15 protein-coding genes are annotated in these 16825 nt (G+C 41.3%); 8 read left to right on the forward strand and 7 right to left on the reverse strand.

The window, feature by feature from the left end:
* Positions 1–14: 14 nt before the first annotated feature.
* Both glyS and glyQ read right to left on the reverse strand, forming a co-directional pair.
* A complete protein-coding gene (gene glyS, locus PVK62_RS06080) occupies positions 15–2096 on the reverse strand; it encodes a glycine--tRNA ligase subunit beta (protein WP_274443696.1) in 2082 nt (693 codons plus the stop codon).
* 2 nt (positions 2097–2098) lie between these two features.
* Complete coding sequence (gene glyQ / locus PVK62_RS06085) at positions 2099–3031, reverse strand: glycine--tRNA ligase subunit alpha (protein ID WP_122033432.1); 933 nt, start codon at positions 3029–3031, stop codon at positions 2099–2101.
* A gap of 218 nt (positions 3032–3249) precedes the next feature.
* Between glyQ and PVK62_RS06090 the strand changes: the two genes are divergently transcribed.
* Positions 3250–4497 carry a valine--pyruvate transaminase gene (locus tag PVK62_RS06090; RefSeq protein ID WP_274443697.1) on the forward strand — a complete coding sequence of 416 codons (1248 nt, stop codon included), beginning with the start codon at positions 3250–3252 and terminating at the stop codon, positions 4495–4497.
* Between the two features lie 201 nt (positions 4498–4698).
* On the opposite strand, the gene ibpA is transcribed toward PVK62_RS06090, so the two are convergent.
* From ibpA to dnaA, 5 genes are all read right to left on the reverse strand, one after another.
* Complete coding sequence (ibpA, locus tag PVK62_RS06095) at positions 4699–5133, reverse strand: small heat shock chaperone IbpA (RefSeq protein WP_274443698.1); 435 nt, start codon at positions 5131–5133, stop codon at positions 4699–4701.
* 427 nt (positions 5134–5560) lie between these two features.
* Entirely contained in the window at positions 5561–7978 is a 2418-nt protein-coding gene (gene gyrB, locus PVK62_RS06100; protein ID WP_274443699.1) for a DNA topoisomerase (ATP-hydrolyzing) subunit B, read from the reverse strand.
* Positions 7979–7995: 17 nt separating this feature from the next.
* Positions 7996–9075 (reverse strand): DNA replication/repair protein RecF, encoded by a 1080-nt coding sequence (gene recF / locus PVK62_RS06105; RefSeq protein ID WP_274443701.1) that lies wholly within the window; start codon positions 9073–9075, stop codon positions 7996–7998.
* 14 nt (positions 9076–9089) lie between these two features.
* Positions 9090–10190, reverse strand: a complete 1101-nt coding sequence (gene dnaN, locus PVK62_RS06110; RefSeq protein WP_122033436.1) for a DNA polymerase III subunit beta — start codon at positions 10188–10190, stop codon at positions 9090–9092.
* 31 nt (positions 10191–10221) lie between these two features.
* Positions 10222–11631 (reverse strand): chromosomal replication initiator protein DnaA, encoded by a 1410-nt coding sequence (dnaA, locus tag PVK62_RS06115; RefSeq protein WP_122033437.1) that lies wholly within the window; start codon positions 11629–11631, stop codon positions 10222–10224.
* A gap of 294 nt (positions 11632–11925) precedes the next feature.
* Here dnaA and PVK62_RS06120 point away from each other — a divergent pair, with 294 nt between their 5' ends.
* The 7 genes from PVK62_RS06120 to yidC all read left to right on the forward strand — a co-directional run bounded on the left by PVK62_RS06120 (position 11926) and on the right by yidC (position 16755).
* A complete protein-coding gene (locus PVK62_RS06120; RefSeq protein ID WP_274443702.1) occupies positions 11926–12678 on the forward strand; it encodes an amino acid ABC transporter substrate-binding protein in 753 nt (250 codons plus the stop codon).
* A 130-nt stretch (positions 12679–12808) separates the two neighbouring features.
* Positions 12809–13480, forward strand: a complete 672-nt coding sequence (locus PVK62_RS06125; RefSeq protein WP_274443703.1) for an amino acid ABC transporter permease — start codon at positions 12809–12811, stop codon at positions 13478–13480.
* Positions 13477–14214 carry an amino acid ABC transporter ATP-binding protein gene (locus PVK62_RS06130; RefSeq protein ID WP_274443704.1) on the forward strand — a complete coding sequence of 246 codons (738 nt, stop codon included), beginning with the start codon at positions 13477–13479 and terminating at the stop codon, positions 14212–14214. Before PVK62_RS06125 ends, PVK62_RS06130 begins: the two co-directional genes overlap by 4 nt.
* Positions 14215–14398: 184 nt before the next feature.
* Complete coding sequence (gene rpmH / locus PVK62_RS06135) at positions 14399–14533, forward strand: 50S ribosomal protein L34 (protein ID WP_012548915.1); 135 nt, start codon at positions 14399–14401, stop codon at positions 14531–14533.
* A 16-nt stretch (positions 14534–14549) separates the two neighbouring features.
* The gene (gene rnpA / locus PVK62_RS06140; protein ID WP_012548914.1) at positions 14550–14903 is read left to right on the forward strand and encodes a ribonuclease P protein component; all 354 of its coding nucleotides are present in this window, start codon (positions 14550–14552) and stop codon (positions 14901–14903) included.
* Complete coding sequence (gene yidD, locus PVK62_RS06145; protein WP_122033441.1) at positions 14870–15127, forward strand: membrane protein insertion efficiency factor YidD; 258 nt, start codon at positions 14870–14872, stop codon at positions 15125–15127. The genes rnpA and yidD overlap by 34 nt, the downstream gene beginning before the upstream one ends.
* A gap of 2 nt (positions 15128–15129) precedes the next feature.
* Positions 15130–16755, forward strand: coding sequence for a membrane protein insertase YidC (yidC, locus tag PVK62_RS06150; RefSeq protein ID WP_274443705.1), 1626 nt, complete (start codon positions 15130–15132; stop codon positions 16753–16755).
* The last annotated feature ends 70 nt before the right edge of the window (positions 16756–16825 follow it).

A 16825-nucleotide genomic window follows, 5' to 3' on the forward strand; every position in this document is an offset into this window, starting at 1 on the left:
AATAGAGCTATTTCTTATTTTTGAAGAAGAGAAATATCCGCAATATCTAAGAATAAATTACGTAGCTTATTTAGTAAGGTTAAACGGTTAAGTTTAAGCGCTTCATCGTCAGCCATAACCATAACACCATCGAAGAACGCATCAACAGGCTCACGTAGCTCAGCTAAGCGGCTTAGTGCTTCTTGATAGTTACCAGCAGCAAATACAGGCTCTAGTGCTTCAGCTAGGATCTCAACTTTCTCTGCCAATACTTTCTCAGCATCTTCTTGTAGAAGAGCCAGATCGATTTCTTGAGCCAGTTCACCATCGAATTTCGCAAGGATATTACCGACACGCTTATTCGCAGCCGCTAGTGATTCAGCAGCGTCTAGTTCACGGAAGTGAGATACCGCTTTCACGCGCTTATCAAAATCAGCTGGTTTAGTCGGACGACGAGCAAGTACCGCTTGGATGATGTCTACACTGAAACCTTCATCTTGGTACCATGCACGGAAACGACCTAGCATGAAATCAATTACGTCATTCTCAACATTCGCGTTGGTTAACTTCGTTGTGCCGTCTTCTAGCGCAAATAAAGATTGCGCCTTAGTGACTAAATCAACGAGGTCTAAGTTGTAATCTTTTTCAACGATGATGCGTAGGATGCCCAGTGCAGCACGACGAAGTGCAAATGGATCAGAACCTTTTGGCGCTTGACCAATGCCGAAGATACCCACAAGTGTATCTAGCTTATCTGCCATTGCTACTGATGCAGATACATCAGTACTTGGTAGATCATCACCAGCGAAACGCGGCATGTATTGCTCATAAAGCGCTAATGCAACTTGTGCATCTTCACCATCATGCGTTGCATAGTGCATACCCATAACACCTTGCGTATCTGTAAATTCAAATACCATTGATGTCATTAAGTCACATTTAGCCAGTAGACCTGCACGTTGAGATTTCTCAACATCTGCACCGATTTGCTCAGCGATGTAGCCTGCAAGCTCAGTAATACGGTCTGTTTTGTCTTTGATTGTGCCCAGTTGCTTTTGGAAGATTGCTTGCTCTAGTTCAGGTAGACGGTCGATAAGCGGGCGCTTACGGTCTGTATTAAAGAAGAATTCAGCATCAGCAAGACGCGGACGAACCACTTTCTCATTACCTTCGATAATGTGACGAGGCTCTTTAGATTCGATGTTAGTAACAAAGATGAAGTTAGGAAGTAGGTTCTTCTCTTGATCGTATACTGGGAAGTACTTTTGATCGCCCTTCATTGTGTAAACTAATGCTTCTGAAGGAACATTTAAAAACTCTTGCTCGAACTTAGCGGTTAATACCACAGGCCATTCAACCAGAGACGTTACTTCTTCAACTAATTCATCTTCTAGATCCGCAATACCACCCACTTCTTGAGCTGCTTTTTGAGCATCAGCAAGAATGATTGCTTTACGCGCATCGTAGTCAGCCATTACTTTACCGCGCTCTTCTAAGATCGCAGGGTATTGGTCAGCAGAATCAATCGTAAACTCGCTTTCACCCATGAAACGGTGACCACGAAGTGTACGAGTAGAAGCAACACCTAGGATAGAGCCTTCAACTAATTCATCACCCAATAGGATAGTCAGTGTTTTCACTGGACGAATAAATTGAATGTCTGAGTTACCCCAACGCATTGCTTTAGGAATTGGTAAACCAGCAAGTGCTTTTGCTGCTAATTCAACAACAAGCTCTTGTACAGGTTGGCCTTTAACCGCTTCTTTATGAAGTAACCATTCGCCTTTGTCTGTTTTTAGACGCTCAGCTTGTTCAACCGTAATACCATTACCACGAGCCCAACCTTGAGCTGCTTTGGTTGGATTACCGTCAGCATCAAATGCAGATGCGATAGCTGGACCACGTTTCTCAACGATTTTATCTGCTTGGCCTTCGTCTAATTGAGCCACTTTAAGTGCTAGACGACGAGGGGTTGCGTACCATTTAACCCCTTGGTGTGCTAAATCAGCCGCTTTAAGACCAGCTTCAAAGTTAGCTGCAAATGCTTCAGCTAATGAACGAAGTGCTTTTGGTGGAAGCTCTTCAGTGCCTAATTCGATTAGAAAATTCTTCGCCATGATTACTTCTCCTCAGTTGCTGTCGGTTTATTAGAACGACACATAGGGAAGCCTAGTGCTTCACGTGATGCATAATACGCTTCTGCAACCGATTTAGTTAGGTTACGAATGCGAAGAATGTAACGTTGACGCTCTGTTACTGAGATCGCTTTACGAGCATCTAACAGGTTGAATGCATGACCTGCTTTTAGAATGCGCTCGTACGCTGGAAGCGGTAGCGGCTTTTCAAGTTCAAGCAACTCTTTACACTCTTTCTCACACTGATCGAAGAAACCAAATAGGAAATCAACGTCTGCGTGTTCAAAGTTGTACGTCGATTGCTCAACTTCGTTTTGGTGGAAAATGTCACCATAAGTAACCACACCTTGAGGGCCGTTGTTCCATACAAGATCGTAAACCGAATCTACTTCTTGAATGTACATAGCAAGACGCTCAATACCGTAAGTAATTTCACCAGTAACTGGTTTACACTCAAGGCCACCTACTTGTTGGAAGTAAGTAAATTGCGTTACTTCCATGCCGTTTAGCCAGATTTCCCAACCTAGACCCCAAGCACCCAGTGTAGGGTTTTCCCAGTTGTCTTCTACGAAACGAATATCATGCACAAGAGGATCGATACCAAGCACTTCTAAAGAACCTAAGTACAGCTCTTGAATGTTATCTGGAGAAGGCTTTAACGCTACCTGAAATTGATAGTAGTGCTGCAGACGGTTAGGGTTTTCACCATAACGGCCATCCGTAGGACGACGAGATGGTTGAACATAAGCGGTAGCCATTGGCTCTGGGCCAAGTGCACGCAGACATGTCATTGGGTGAGACGTACCTGCGCCCACTTCCATATCTAATGGCTGTACAATCGTACAACCCTGTTGTGCCCAATAATCCTGCAGCGCGAGGATCATTCCCTGGAAGGTTTTGATATCGTATTTTTGCATAATTTAATTCGCGCGATGGTTGATAAATATAACCAAGAAGTATACCTCGCTGACCCCTCTGGGAGTAGCAAAAATAAGCACTTTATGAAAATTCACTTTGAGTTTACGGCCTAAGCAATGAAATAAGGGCCTATCTTGGCTCTTTATCTCTGTTTGGTGTTGAGGTATGTTGTTAAAACAATCAATACACCCACTCTCTAATTATCACGGTAGTCATAATGAAGTTTACTCAATTTGGCGAAAAATTTACTCGTTACAGCGGGATCACCCAATTAATGGATGATCTAAATGATGGCCTACGCACCCCTGGCGCAATCATGCTCGGTGGCGGTAACCCAGCAGGAATTCCCGCCATGCTCGACTACTTTAAAGACGCCTCACAACAAATGCTCGATTCTGGTGAACTGATTGCTGCAATGGCTAATTATGATGGCCCACAAGGTAAAGACTCTTTTGTTAAAGCATTAGCAAACCTATTAAAAGAGACTTACGGTTGGGATATTTCAGAGAAAAACATCTCTCTCACTAATGGGTCTCAAAGTGCTTTTTTCAGTCTATTTAATCTGTTAGCCGGAACTTATGCTGATGGCTCTAAAAAGAAAATTTTATTGCCTCTTGCGCCTGAATACATTGGTTATGCGGATTCTGAATTAGAAGTTGATAGCTTCATATCTTATCGTCCAGAGATTGAATTACTCGACAACGGTTTGTTTAAATACCACGTCGATTTTAGTCAGCTTAACGTTGATGATTCTGTCGGCGCCATTTGTGTTTCTCGCCCTACCAATCCGACAGGCAATGTAATTACTGATGATGAAGTGATTAAGCTGGATAAACTAGCGCGTGAAAATAATATTCCATTAATTCTCGATAATGCTTATGGCACCCCTTTCCCGAATATTATCTTTGAAGACGTCACGCCATTTTGGAATGAAAACACCATTCTTTGTATGAGCCTTTCTAAATTAGGTTTACCGGGCTTACGCTGTGGCATCGTGATTGCCAATGAGGCAATGACAGAAGCGATGACCAATCTAAACGGCATTATCAATTTAGCGCCGGGAAGTATGGGGCCAGCTATTGGTCTACACATGATTGAGTCAGGTGATTTATTACGTTTAAGTGAAGAGGTTATACAACCGTTCTACCGTCATAAATCTCAAGCTGCCGTTAAGATGCTACAAACGGCGATTATCGATCCTCGTTTTCGAATTCATAAACCTGAAGGGGCGATTTTCTTGTGGCTATGGTTTGATCAGCTGCCAATCACCACAATGGAACTGTACAAACGCTTAAAAGCACGTGGCGTATTAATTGTTCCTGGAGAGTATTTCTTTATCGGCCAAGACGACAGTTGGGATCACGCTCACCAATGTTTACGCATGAACTACGTTCAAGATGAAGATATGATGCAAAAAGGCATTAATATTATTGCAGAAGAAGTATTGAAGGCATATTCAGAGTAAATAAATTTGTACTCATGACTCATTGCTTTTCCATCACCAACAAATGGCAATATCAAGTGTTGAATGATCATCAATGACAAACAGCATTGGTGATTCCAAAGCAATAAGTCATCACTATTTCTAATACCCGCTGTAATAAAATACAGACACAAAAAAGGCGCTATCACAGCGCCTTCATTTCAAATTTTTACCAATATACGATTAGCTTTCCAGTAAGTTACTGCCGTTGATAGCAATCTTACGTGGTTGCATCGCTTCTGGAATTTCACGCTCTAAATCAACATGCAGCAAACCATTCTCCATGGTAGCGCCCACCACTTTCACATAATCCGCTAACTGGAATTTACGTTCAAAATTACGCTCTGCAATACCTTGATATAAATAGGCTTTAGTTTCATCAGCATCAGGACGTTCACCACGCACAATCAGCATGTTTTCGTGTTGAGTTAAATCGATCTGTTCTTCAGCAAAACCCGCCACCGCCATGGTTATACGGTAGTTATGTTCCGATTTTTGCTCGATGTTGTACGGAGGGTAACCGCCATTTGTTTTTGCCGTGTTATTTTCCATTAGATTGAAAAGACGATCAAAACCAATTGCTGAACGGTACAGTGGAGTGAAATCTACATTACGCATAATACTATCCTTTACTTTAAGCAATAGTGAGCACAACTACCCCAAGCTTGGGTCCTTAGTTGACTCTATCAAATTATAAGACTTTCCATTTTGGACAAGTCATTTTCAAAAGACCCTTGCGGCATCCTCTTCATAACTAGATATGTGGCTCAGTGAGTTTACTTTCAAGAGAATAGCCAAAAAAATTTCCAATTCCCGTTCAAAACTAATACTAACCAACTGAACTACAAACGGAAATAAACCCCAAATTCCAGACAAAAAAAGCACCGCTAATTAGCAGTGCTTCTTAATATTCAACTTAAGCATTTATGATTCTAGATGAAGTCAGTTCATTCTAATTCAAGAAGAAGGCGCGGAGCTTATGAACATAAGTGAGCACCTTCGACGCAGAAGTAGGACTAACTGGCAAAATATAGAATTATAAAATTTATACGTCTAGGTTAGCTACACGTAGTGCGTTTTCTTCAATGAAGTTACGACGCGGCTCAACATGATCACCCATTAGCGTAGTAAACAACTCATCCGCACTTACTGCGTCATTAATCGTTACTTGCATCATACGGCGAGAATCAGGATCCATCGTTGTTTCCCAAAGCTGCTCAGGGTTCATCTCACCTAGACCTTTGTAACGCTGTAAATAAACGCCACGACGAGAGTCCTTGATCAACCATGAGATCGCTTCATCTAGCGTTTCTACTGGTTGCTTACGCTCACCACGTTGCGCATAAGCACCTTCTTCAATCAGACCATTAAGCGCTTCTGATAAATCAGCAATACGACCGTACTCTTTCGAGTTAAGTAGATCGGCACTTAATACGTATTCATGTTGAACACCGTGAGTACGAACAACAAGTTTAGGCTGATAAATGTTTAACTCTTCGTTAAAATCTAGAGCCGGGTTGTATTGGCTTGCACCAATTTCATGCTCGTTAAGATCCGCAACTAATGCTTCAGTCCATGCTCGAACTGTCGCTTCATTTTCACACTCTTCTTGAGTTAAACGAGGCGTGTAAACTAAACGATTCAATAGCGGTAATGGGTAACGACGACTCATACGCTCAATCAATTTAACCACACCATTAAAGGTGCGAATTAAATTCTCAAGCTCTTGGCCGAAGATAGACTCATTTGGATTAACAAATAACGCAGCATTGTCTAACGCTTGCGTGATTTGGTATTCACCCATCGCTTCTTCATCTTTAATGTATTGCTCTTGTTTACCTTTCTTCACTTTGTAAAGTGGTGGTTGAGCAATGTAGATGTAGCCACGTTCAATCAGCTCAGGCATTTGACGGTAGAAGAAAGTCAAAAGTAGAGTACGGATGTGAGAACCATCGACATCGGCATCGGTCATGATGATGATGTTGTGGTAACGCAGTTTATCCGGATTGTATTCGTCACGACCAATACCACAACCTAATGCAGTAATTAACGTACCAACCTCTTGAGAAGAGATCATTTTGTCAAAACGTGCTTTTTCTACGTTAAGAATTTTACCTTTAAGCGGAAGGATCGCTTGGTTTTTACGGTTACGTCCCTGCTTGGCTGAACCGCCAGCAGAGTCCCCTTCCACTATGTATAATTCAGATTGTGCAGGATCTTTTTCCTGACAATCAGCAAGCTTACCAGGAAGACCTGCAATATCTAACGCGCCTTTACGACGAGTCATTTCACGAGCTTTACGAGCCGCTTCACGAGCACGAGCTGCATCAATGATTTTAGAACAAACCATTTTTGCTTCGCCTGGGTTTTCTGCTAAGAATTCAGCTAATTTTTCATTCATTGCCGATTCAACCGCAGACTTCACTTCTGAAGAAACCAGTTTATCTTTAGTTTGGCTTGAGAATTTAGGATCAGGCACTTTAACAGAAACAACCGCCGTTAGACCTTCACGAGCATCATCACCTGATGCAGATGATTTCGCTTTCTTAGAAAAGCCTTCTTTGTCCATAAAGGTGTTTAATGTACGCGTTAACGCTGAACGGAAGCCAGATAAGTGAGCACCACCATCGCGCTGAGGGATGTTATTGGTGTAACAGAAGATATTCTCTTGGTAAGAATCATTCCACTGCATAGCAACTTCAACAACAATACCATCTTCTTTGCGTTCAGCATCAAAGTAGAATATTTTTTGGTGAACAGGCGTTTTATTACGGTTTAAATGAGTAACGAACGCTTGAATACCACCTTCGAACATGAAGTGATCAGATTTATCTTCTTCACGCATGTCTTGTAAAATAATAGACACACCAGAGTTCAAGAAAGAAAGTTCACGCAGACGCTTAGCTAAGATGTCATATACAAACTCAACGTTTGTAAATGTTTGCTCACTAGGCCAAAAACGAATTTTAGTACCTGTCGTGTCTGTTGTGCCCACAACCGCTAATGGCGCTTGAGGTTCACCGTGACAATATGTCTGTTGAAAGATTTCACCTTTACGATGAATCGTTAGTTCAACTTTTTCAGACAAGGCATTTACAACCGAAACACCTACGCCGTGAAGACCACCTGATACTTTATAAGAGTTATCATCAAACTTACCACCCGCGTGAAGTACCGTCATGATAACTTCGGCTGCTGATACGCCTTCTTCTTCGTGAATTTCAGTTGGAATACCACGGCCATCATCGCTAACAGAAACAGAGTTATCTTCGTGAATCGTTACAATAATATCATTACAGTGACCAGCAAGAGCTTCATCGATTGAGTTATCGACAACCTCAAATACCATGTGGTGAAGACCAGTACCGTCGTCGGTGTCGCCGATATACATACCCGGACGTTTACGTACCGCATCCAGACCTTTTAGTACTTTAATACTCGATGAATCATAATTTTCTGACATGAGTTACTCTCGCGTTTTTATCCTTGGGCTATTTTGCCATGTTCTATCTTGAACATCTTGCTTTCTTCATCATACATCTCTGCAATCTGATCAGCAGTTATTGAACTGATAAACACCTGTGCCTTTGTCTGTTTCAAATATTGAGCCAGCAATTGGCGACGGTGACTATCCAGTTCAGAAGCAAAATCGTCTATTAAATAGATGCACTGCTTTCCTGTTGCCTCAGTTAAATGTTGTCCTTGCGCTAATCGTAGCGCACATACCATCAACTTAAGTTGACCACGAGACAACACATCCTCAACAGGAGTGCCTGCAACTTTAATTCGTAAGTCGGCTTTATTTGGGCCGCCGACGGTATAGCCCAGCTGTTTATCTCGCTCAAAGTTTTTCTTGAGCAAATCTGCGTATGGGGTTTCTCTGTCCCAACCGCGATAGTATGACAGCTTTATGTCATATTCAGGTAAGAATGCCTGACATATTTGTTGAGTCGCTTCAGATATGTGATTGATGTAGTCTACACGCCATTGATCTATTTTTTCAGCCAATTGCGCCAGTTCTAAATCCCAGTAGCTTAACTCTCGATAACTGTGTGCCGTTTTTAATAATGCGTTACGTTGTTTAGTTAGCCGCTTCACTCGACTCCACGCTTCATAAAAAGCAGGTTCCACGTGAAACACTCCCCAATCAATAAACGCTCGGCGAAATTTAGGGCCATCAGTAACTAATTCAAACCCTTCAGGGTGGATCAGTTGAAGTGGTAAAACCTTGGCTAATTGTGCCAGTTTTTGACCACTTTCTCCGCCTATTTTAACTTCCGTTGTTCCATCACGCTGTTTATTTATGCCGATTGGCAATTCAAACTTATCTGGAGTGGTAAAACGTCCATGAATAAAAAGCTCGTCACAGTCATTTCGAATAATTCGACCTGTTAACGAGCTTTTAAATGAACGACCGTGTCCGAGCAAATATATCGCTTCTAAAACACTGGTTTTGCCACTGCCATTAGCACCAGTAACAAAGTTAAATCCTGATGATAATTGAATATCGCACGTCTTTATATTGCGAAAATCATTAATAATTAAGCGTGATAATGGCATTGAAAATTAATATCTTATAGACGAATTGGCATAACAACATATTGTGCTTCATCATTAGCGCAATCTTCTACTAATGCACTTGCATTCGCGGTTGTCATTGAGATTCGTACACGTTCACATTTTAATGTATTCAATACGTCGATAACATAGCTAACATTAAAACCGATCTCGATATCATCACCCTGGAAATCAACGTCTAAGATTTCTTCTGCTTCTTCTTGCTCAGGGTTATTTGCCGTAATACGCATTTGGTTGTTCGCTAAATTAACACGAACCCCACGGAATTTCTCATTCGATAAAATCGCCGCTCGAGCAAATGCTTGGCGCAACTCATCACAATCAGCTTCTAATGTCTTGTTACTGCTTTGTGGCATTACACGTCGGTAATCAGGAAAACGTCCATCAACCAGCTTAGAAGTAAAAACAAAATTATTCACTTCAGCTCGAACATTCGAATTACCAAACTGTAAAGTAACACTCTGATCTGGTGAGTCAAGTAGACGAACCAGCTCTTGGATGCCTTTGCGTGGCATGATCACTTGTTGTTCAGGAAGCTCAGACTCCACAGGCATATTACATACTGCCATTCGGTGACCATCGGTTGCTACAGAACGGAAGATATTGCCTTGGGTTTCAAACATCATACCATTGAGGTAATAACGAACATCTTGGTTCGCCATTGAAAATTGTGTGCTTTCAATTAGTTTGCGAAGCTGTGCCTGAGAAAGAGTAATTTCTACCTCACTCTGCCAACCTTCAATATTTGGAAAATCATTCGCTGGTAATGTTGCCAATGTGAATCGACTGCGGCCAGAACGAACTAATACGCGATCACCTTCCAATATAATAGTAATCGTTGCGCTGTCAGGTAGACCACGACAAATGTCTAGGAACTTACGCGATGGAACCGTAACGGCACCCGCTTCAAAATCCCCTTCCAAAGTAATTCGACTGATCAGCTCTACTTCTAAATCGGTTGCGGTCATTGAGAGTTGACCATTTTCTACCTGAAGTAAGATATTACCTAAGATTGGCAATGATGGACGGCCACCTAGGGCACCAGATACTTGTTGCAGTGGCTTTAATAGCAAGCTGCGTTCAATAGAAAATTTCATAATACTCGTTTATTTAAAAGTAGATAATGACTTACGATGATAGTGTTCGGATTAAGTTAGAGTAGTCTTCTTTTATATCATGACTCTCTTCACGTAATTGCGCTATTTTACGACAAGCATGAAGTACTGTTGTATGGTCTCGACCACCAAATGCGTCACCTATCTCAGGTAAGCTATGGTTGGTTAATTCTTTTGATAATGCCATCGCCAATTGACGCGGACGTGCAACAGAACGAGAACGACGTTTAGAAAGTAAATCTGCCATCTTGATCTTGTAGTACTCAGCAACGGTTTTTTGAATATTATCGATCGTTACTAGCTTTTCTTGCAGTGCTAATAAATCTCGTAGAGCTTCACGTACAAAATCAATCGTAATGGCACGACCAGTAAAGTTTGCATTAGCAATGACACGGTTCAACGCCCCTTCTAATTCACGCACATTTGAACGTAAACGTTTTGCAATAAAGAAGGCAACTTCATCGGCCAGATGAATCTGATGATCTTCTGCTTTCTTCATTAAGATAGCAACACGTGTTTCTAATTCTGGTGGTTCAATCGCAACCGTAAGACCCCAACCAAAGCGAGACTTAAGACGGTCTTCAACCCCATTGATTTCTCTTGGGTATTTATCTGATGTCAGAATAATTTGTTGATTGCCTTCCAATAGCGCATTAAAGGTATGGAAGAACTCTTCTTGCGAACGCTCTTTATTCGCAAAAAATTGAATATCATCGATCAATAATGCATCAACACTACGGTAATAACGTTTGAATTCTTCAATCGCATTATTTTGCAGTGCTTTAACCATATCTTGCACAAAACGTTCAGAGTGCATGTATACCACTTTCGCATCTGGTTTACGTTCAAGAATCGCATTACCAACCGCTTGCAATAAGTGGGTTTTACCTAAACCGGTTCCACCATATAAGAAAAGTGGATTATACGCCGTTCCTGGGTTATCAGAGACTTGACGAGCAGCCGCTAAACCAAGTTGATTTGATTTACCTTCAACGAAATTAGTAAATTTATGCTTAGGATTAACATTAGAGCGGTGATTTAAATCAGCAGACGCAGGCTCTGCTCCCTGAGATTCCCATGGCTTATTCACCGATTGTCGAGCTTGAAGCTGTGCAGGAGCAGAAGTCGAGGCAGCAACATCTGCAGCCGTTCTTTTTGGCTCTAGTGGAGCAGATACAGGCTTGCTTCCTACTTCAAAACGTAAAGTAGGAACATCACTACCGCAGAACTCATTTAATAATGAGTTAATGCTATTTAGGTATTTATCACGCACCCAATCCAATACGAAGCGGTTCGGCGCAAATAGCGTAAGGGTATTGTCATTTAATTCAGCTTGCAGTGGTCTAACCCACATGCTGAATTCTGCGGAAGGTAATTCTTCTTGAAGGCGCTGTAAACACTGCAACCAAAGCGATGAAGACACGGACAACCCCACTTATAAATATTAAAAAAGGTCGCTAATTTTATACTGTGGATAACTATTGTGCCAGTGTTAGATCGATGATCCAGTGAATAAGATCGGAGTTATTCACACTGATCACGCTTTTTTACCTAGATCAACACACTTTTTACCTGAGTTATACCCAAAACCATCAACAATGGATAAAAAATAAACGCTATTAATCGTTTAGTTATTATAAATAACCAGTGGGTATTTAGAGGTCAATCGCAAAAAAAGTATTATGTTCACTACTGATGAATAATGGGAGTATCAATCATGAAATGGACAAAGAACATTCTTACAGGATTAGCGTTAACCTTAGCCGCGACACAATTTGCACAAGCGGCAACTGAAGTAAAAGTAGGGATGTCTGGTCGTTATTTCCCATTCACCTTTGTTAAGCAAGATAAACTGCAAGGTTTTGAAGTCGACTTATGGGATGAGATTGGTCGTCGCAATGACTATAAGGTCGAATACGTAACGGCGAGCTTTTCTGGCTTATTTGGCTTATTAGAAACCGGTCGTATTGATACGATTTCAAACCAAATTACTAAAACAGAAGCGCGTGAAGCAAAATACCTTTTTGCAGACCCTTATGTTGTCGATGGTGCACAAATTACCGTTCGTAAAGGTAACGACAGTATCAAGGGCATTGATGACTTAGCGGGCAAAACAGTTGCGGTAAACTTAGGCTCTAATTTTGAGAAGTTACTGCGAGATAACGACAAATCAGGTCAAATAAACATTAAAACCTACGATACTGGTATTGAACATGATGTGGCACTAGGCCGTTCAGATGCCTTTGTGATGGATCGTCTATCAGCAGCTCAACTGATTAAAAAATCAGGATTACCACTGCAGCTTGCAGGTGAACCATTTGAAACGATCGAGAATGCATGGCCGTTCGTAAAAAATGAAAAAGGTCAAAAGCTTCAACAAGAAGTGAATAAGGCTTTAACTGAGATGCGTGAAGATGGAACACTCGCTAAAATATCTCAAAAATGGTTTGATGCTGATGTAACTAAGTAGGTATTTACTTTCCTAAATAATAAAGCCCACTATCACAGCGTAGTGGGTTTTGTGTTTATTGCTTATCAAATATATATAGTCAACACTGTTTACTCATCACTTTTCTTATACTAAATAACAGAGAGACATCATGGGATTTGATTTTGCGTATATGATTGAACTCCTACCTATACTATTTAAGTATTTAGGTACGACATTAGAAATGGCGATATGGGGGCTATTCTTTGCACTGGCTCTGGCGTTAGTACTGGCTAACTTAAGAGTATTTAAAGTGCCGGTATTGGATCAACTTAGCCAGCTGTACATCAGTTTTTTTCGAGGAACACCACTACTGGTTCAATTGTTCCTACTTTATTATGGTCTACCGCAGGTATTTCCAATTTTTGTTGGATTAGATGCTTTTAGTGCAGCCGTTATTGGATTAACCCTTCACTTTGCTGCCTATATGGCTGAGAGTATTCGTGCTGCTATTATTGGTGTTGATCGCAGTCAGATGGAGGCTAGTTTATCTATCGGCATGACAACGCCTCAAGCGATGTATCGTATTATTCTTCCTCAAGCAACTCGAGTGGCTTTGCCCTCTTTAATGAATTATTTCATTGATATGATCAAGTCCACCTCTTTAGCCTTTACGCTTGGGGTATCTGAAATCATGGCGAAAGCACAAATGGAAGCCTCTTCCAGCTTTAAGTTCTTTGAAGCCTTCCTAGCGGTCGCTCTAATCTATTGGGGAGTCGTCGTTATTCTTACCCGAGTACAATCTTGGGCTGAAACTAAACTTAATAAGGCCTATGTACGATGATAAAAATAACCAATCTACATAAAAGCTTTGGTGATACCGAAGTCCTTTCAGGTATCGACCTAACGATCAATAAAGGTGAGATAATTGCCATTATCGGCTCTAGTGGTACGGGAAAATCAACCCTCCTAAGATGTGTGAATTTTCTTGAAACGGCAGACAAGGGCATCATAAGCATTGATGATGTCAGTGTGGACAGCGAAAAAAATACCAAAGCAGAAATATTAGCATTACGACGAAAAACAGGCTTTATCTTCCAAAACTATGCTTTATTCTCTCATTTAACCGCACGACAAAACATTGCTGAAGGCTTAATAACTGTCCACAAGTGGAACAAGGTTGATGCACTTAAAAAAGCCCAACAAATACTAGATGATATTGGTCTTGGAGATAAAGGAAATAACTACCCAGCAGCTCTCTCTGGAGGCCAACAGCAACGTGTAGGCATTGGCCGAGCAATGGCTCTTGACGCTGAGCTATTATTGTTTGATGAACCCACGTCAGCGCTCGATCCAGAGTGGGTTAACGAAGTTCTTTCATTAATGAAAAAGTTAGCGACTCAACACCAAACCATGCTAGTTGTCACTCATGAAATGCAGTTTGCTAAAGAAGTCGCTGATAGAGTTATCTATATGTCCGATGGAAAGATCGTAGAACAAGGGACTCCTGAACAAATTTTTGGTTATCCACAGGATCCTAAATTACAAAAATTCTTGAATCAAGTCGGGATCGCATAAAGATCCTTGCGCTCTCGCTCACAAAACGTATAATTCATCGTCCGGAAAATACGTGGAACCTCTTATTGACTATTTTTCTGTCAATGATTACAATTCCGCCTCTTTGTTGAGAGGCGTCGGAATGTACGTCCCACGCCGGGTTTAAATTAAACCTATAACTACTGATCAGTAATAAGGTAATACCATGAAACGCACTTTCCAACCTTCAGTTCTTAAGCGTAAACGTTCTCACGGCTTCCGTGCTCGTATGGCAACTAAGAACGGTCGTAACACAATCAACGCTCGTCGTGCTAAAGGCCGTAAGCGTCTATCTAAGTAATCAATAGATTATTTTGATGAATTACGACTTCTCTCGGGAGTTACGCTTGTTAACTCCCGAAGATTACAAATCAGTCTTCAAGCAAGCTCATCGAGCCGGCTCACCTCATTTCACTATTCTTGCCAGAGAAAACTCACTATCACACCCTCGTTTAGGTCTTGCTGTTCCTAAAAAGCAAATTAAAACTGCTGTTGGTCGCAATAAGTTTAAACGTATTACACGTGAAAGTTTCCGCAATAAGCAACATTCCTTACCTGCGAAAGACTTTGTGGTTATCGCTAAAAAGAGTGCTCAAGAACTGAGTAACGAAGACTTTAACAAGCTACTAGATAAATTATGGCATCGCCTGTCTCGCCCTTCTCGTGGATAGCAATCGGTCTAATCCGTTTTTATCAACTCGTCATCAGTCCAATGATTGGACCTCGCTGTCGATTTACTCCAACGTGTTCACATTATGCAATTGAAGCACTAAAGTCACACGGTTTAGTAAAAGGGTGTTGGCTAACTGGCAAACGTCTATTAAAATGTCATCCTTTGAATGATGGGGGCTATGACCCCATCCCACCCAAGCAGCATAAAGACAGAGAACAATAACGATGGATACCCAACGTAACATTCTGTTGCTAGCACTGGCTTTAGTTTCTTTTTTACTTTTCCAACAATGGCAAGTAGAAACTAATCCGCAGCAACCAGCTACAGTTAGTACCGTTCAACAAACACAGACGGATGGTGATGTTCCAACTTCTTCGACAGCAAACAGTGATACTCCAGCAGATTCAGCACAATCTGATAAGCTGATTACAATCACAACTGATGTGCTTACTTTAAAAGTAGATACATTGGGTGGTGACATCATTGAATCTGTTCTTAATCAATACGATGAAAAATTAGACTCTGAAGCAAAATTTGTTCTTCTTAAGAATGATGCTGATCATAGCTATATTGCTCAAAGTGGTTTAATCGGCCCTCAAGGCATCGATTCAAACACGGGTCGTGCACAATTTACAGCGCAAAAAACAGAGTATGTTTTAGCGGCTGATCAAAACGAATTACGCGTTCCGTTAACATTAGTGAAAGATGGTATTACTTATACTAAAACACTAGTGCTTAAACGTAACAGCTACGCTATTGATGTTGATTATACGGTTGATAACCAATCTTCAGCACCAGCAACAGTAGAAATGTACGCAAACTTAAAGCAAAACCTACTGGATGACGGTGGTAGCTTAACAATGCCAACGTACCGTGGCGGTGCTTACTCTACTGAAGATACACGCTACAAAAAATACAGCTTTGACGACATGGAAGATAAGAACTTATCTATCAACATGACAAATGGTCAAGGTTGGGCGGGTATGCTACAACACTATTTCGCATCAGCTTGGATCCCACGTAACGTGAATGACGCAACACTAACATCACGTGTTGCTGGCAATTACGGTTACATTGGCGTTCGTATGCCTTCTGTAACAATTCCTGCTGGTCAAGAAGCGACGCTTACAGCAACGCTATGGACAGGCCCTAAACTTCAACCAGAAATGGCTGCAACTGCTAAATACTTAGATTTAAGTGTTGATTACGGTTGGTTATGGTTCATCGCATCTCCTCTTCACAAACTACTGTCTTTCATTCACGGCATTGTTGGGAACTGGGGTCTTGCGATCATATTCTTAACCTTCATCGTTCGTGGTGCCATGTACCCTCTAACGAAAGCACAATACACGTCAATGGCTAAAATGCGTATGCTTCAACCTAAGTTGACAGCAATGCGTGAACGTATTGGTGATGACCGCCAGCGTATGAGCCAAGAAATGATGGAGCTTTATAAGAAAGAAAAAGTAAACCCACTAGGTGGCTGTTTACCAATCATTCTTCAAATGCCAATCTTCATTTCTCTGTACTGGGCACTAATGGAATCAGTTGAACTTCGTCATTCTCCATTCTTTGGTTGGATCACGGATTTATCAGCACAAGACCCATACTACATCCTGCCATTACTAATGGGTGCAAGTATGTTCTTAATCCAGAAGATGAGCCCAACGACAGTAACGGATCCAATGCAACAGAAGATCATGACATTCATGCCTGTAATGTTCACTGTATTCTTCTTATGGTTCCCAGCTGGCCTAGTTCTTTACTGGTTAGTATCAAACATCGTAACGTTAATTCAGCAAACGCTGATTTACCGTGCCCTTGAGAAAAAAGGCTTACATTCTAAGTAAGTTGAATTTCTAAAGAAGCAAACAAAAGGCGGCCTATGGTCGCCTTTTTTGTTTTATCGGCTTACAATAT

This window comes from Aliivibrio sp. S3MY1, from assembly GCF_028765575.1.
Classification (GTDB): Bacteria; Pseudomonadota; Gammaproteobacteria; order Enterobacterales; family Vibrionaceae; genus Aliivibrio.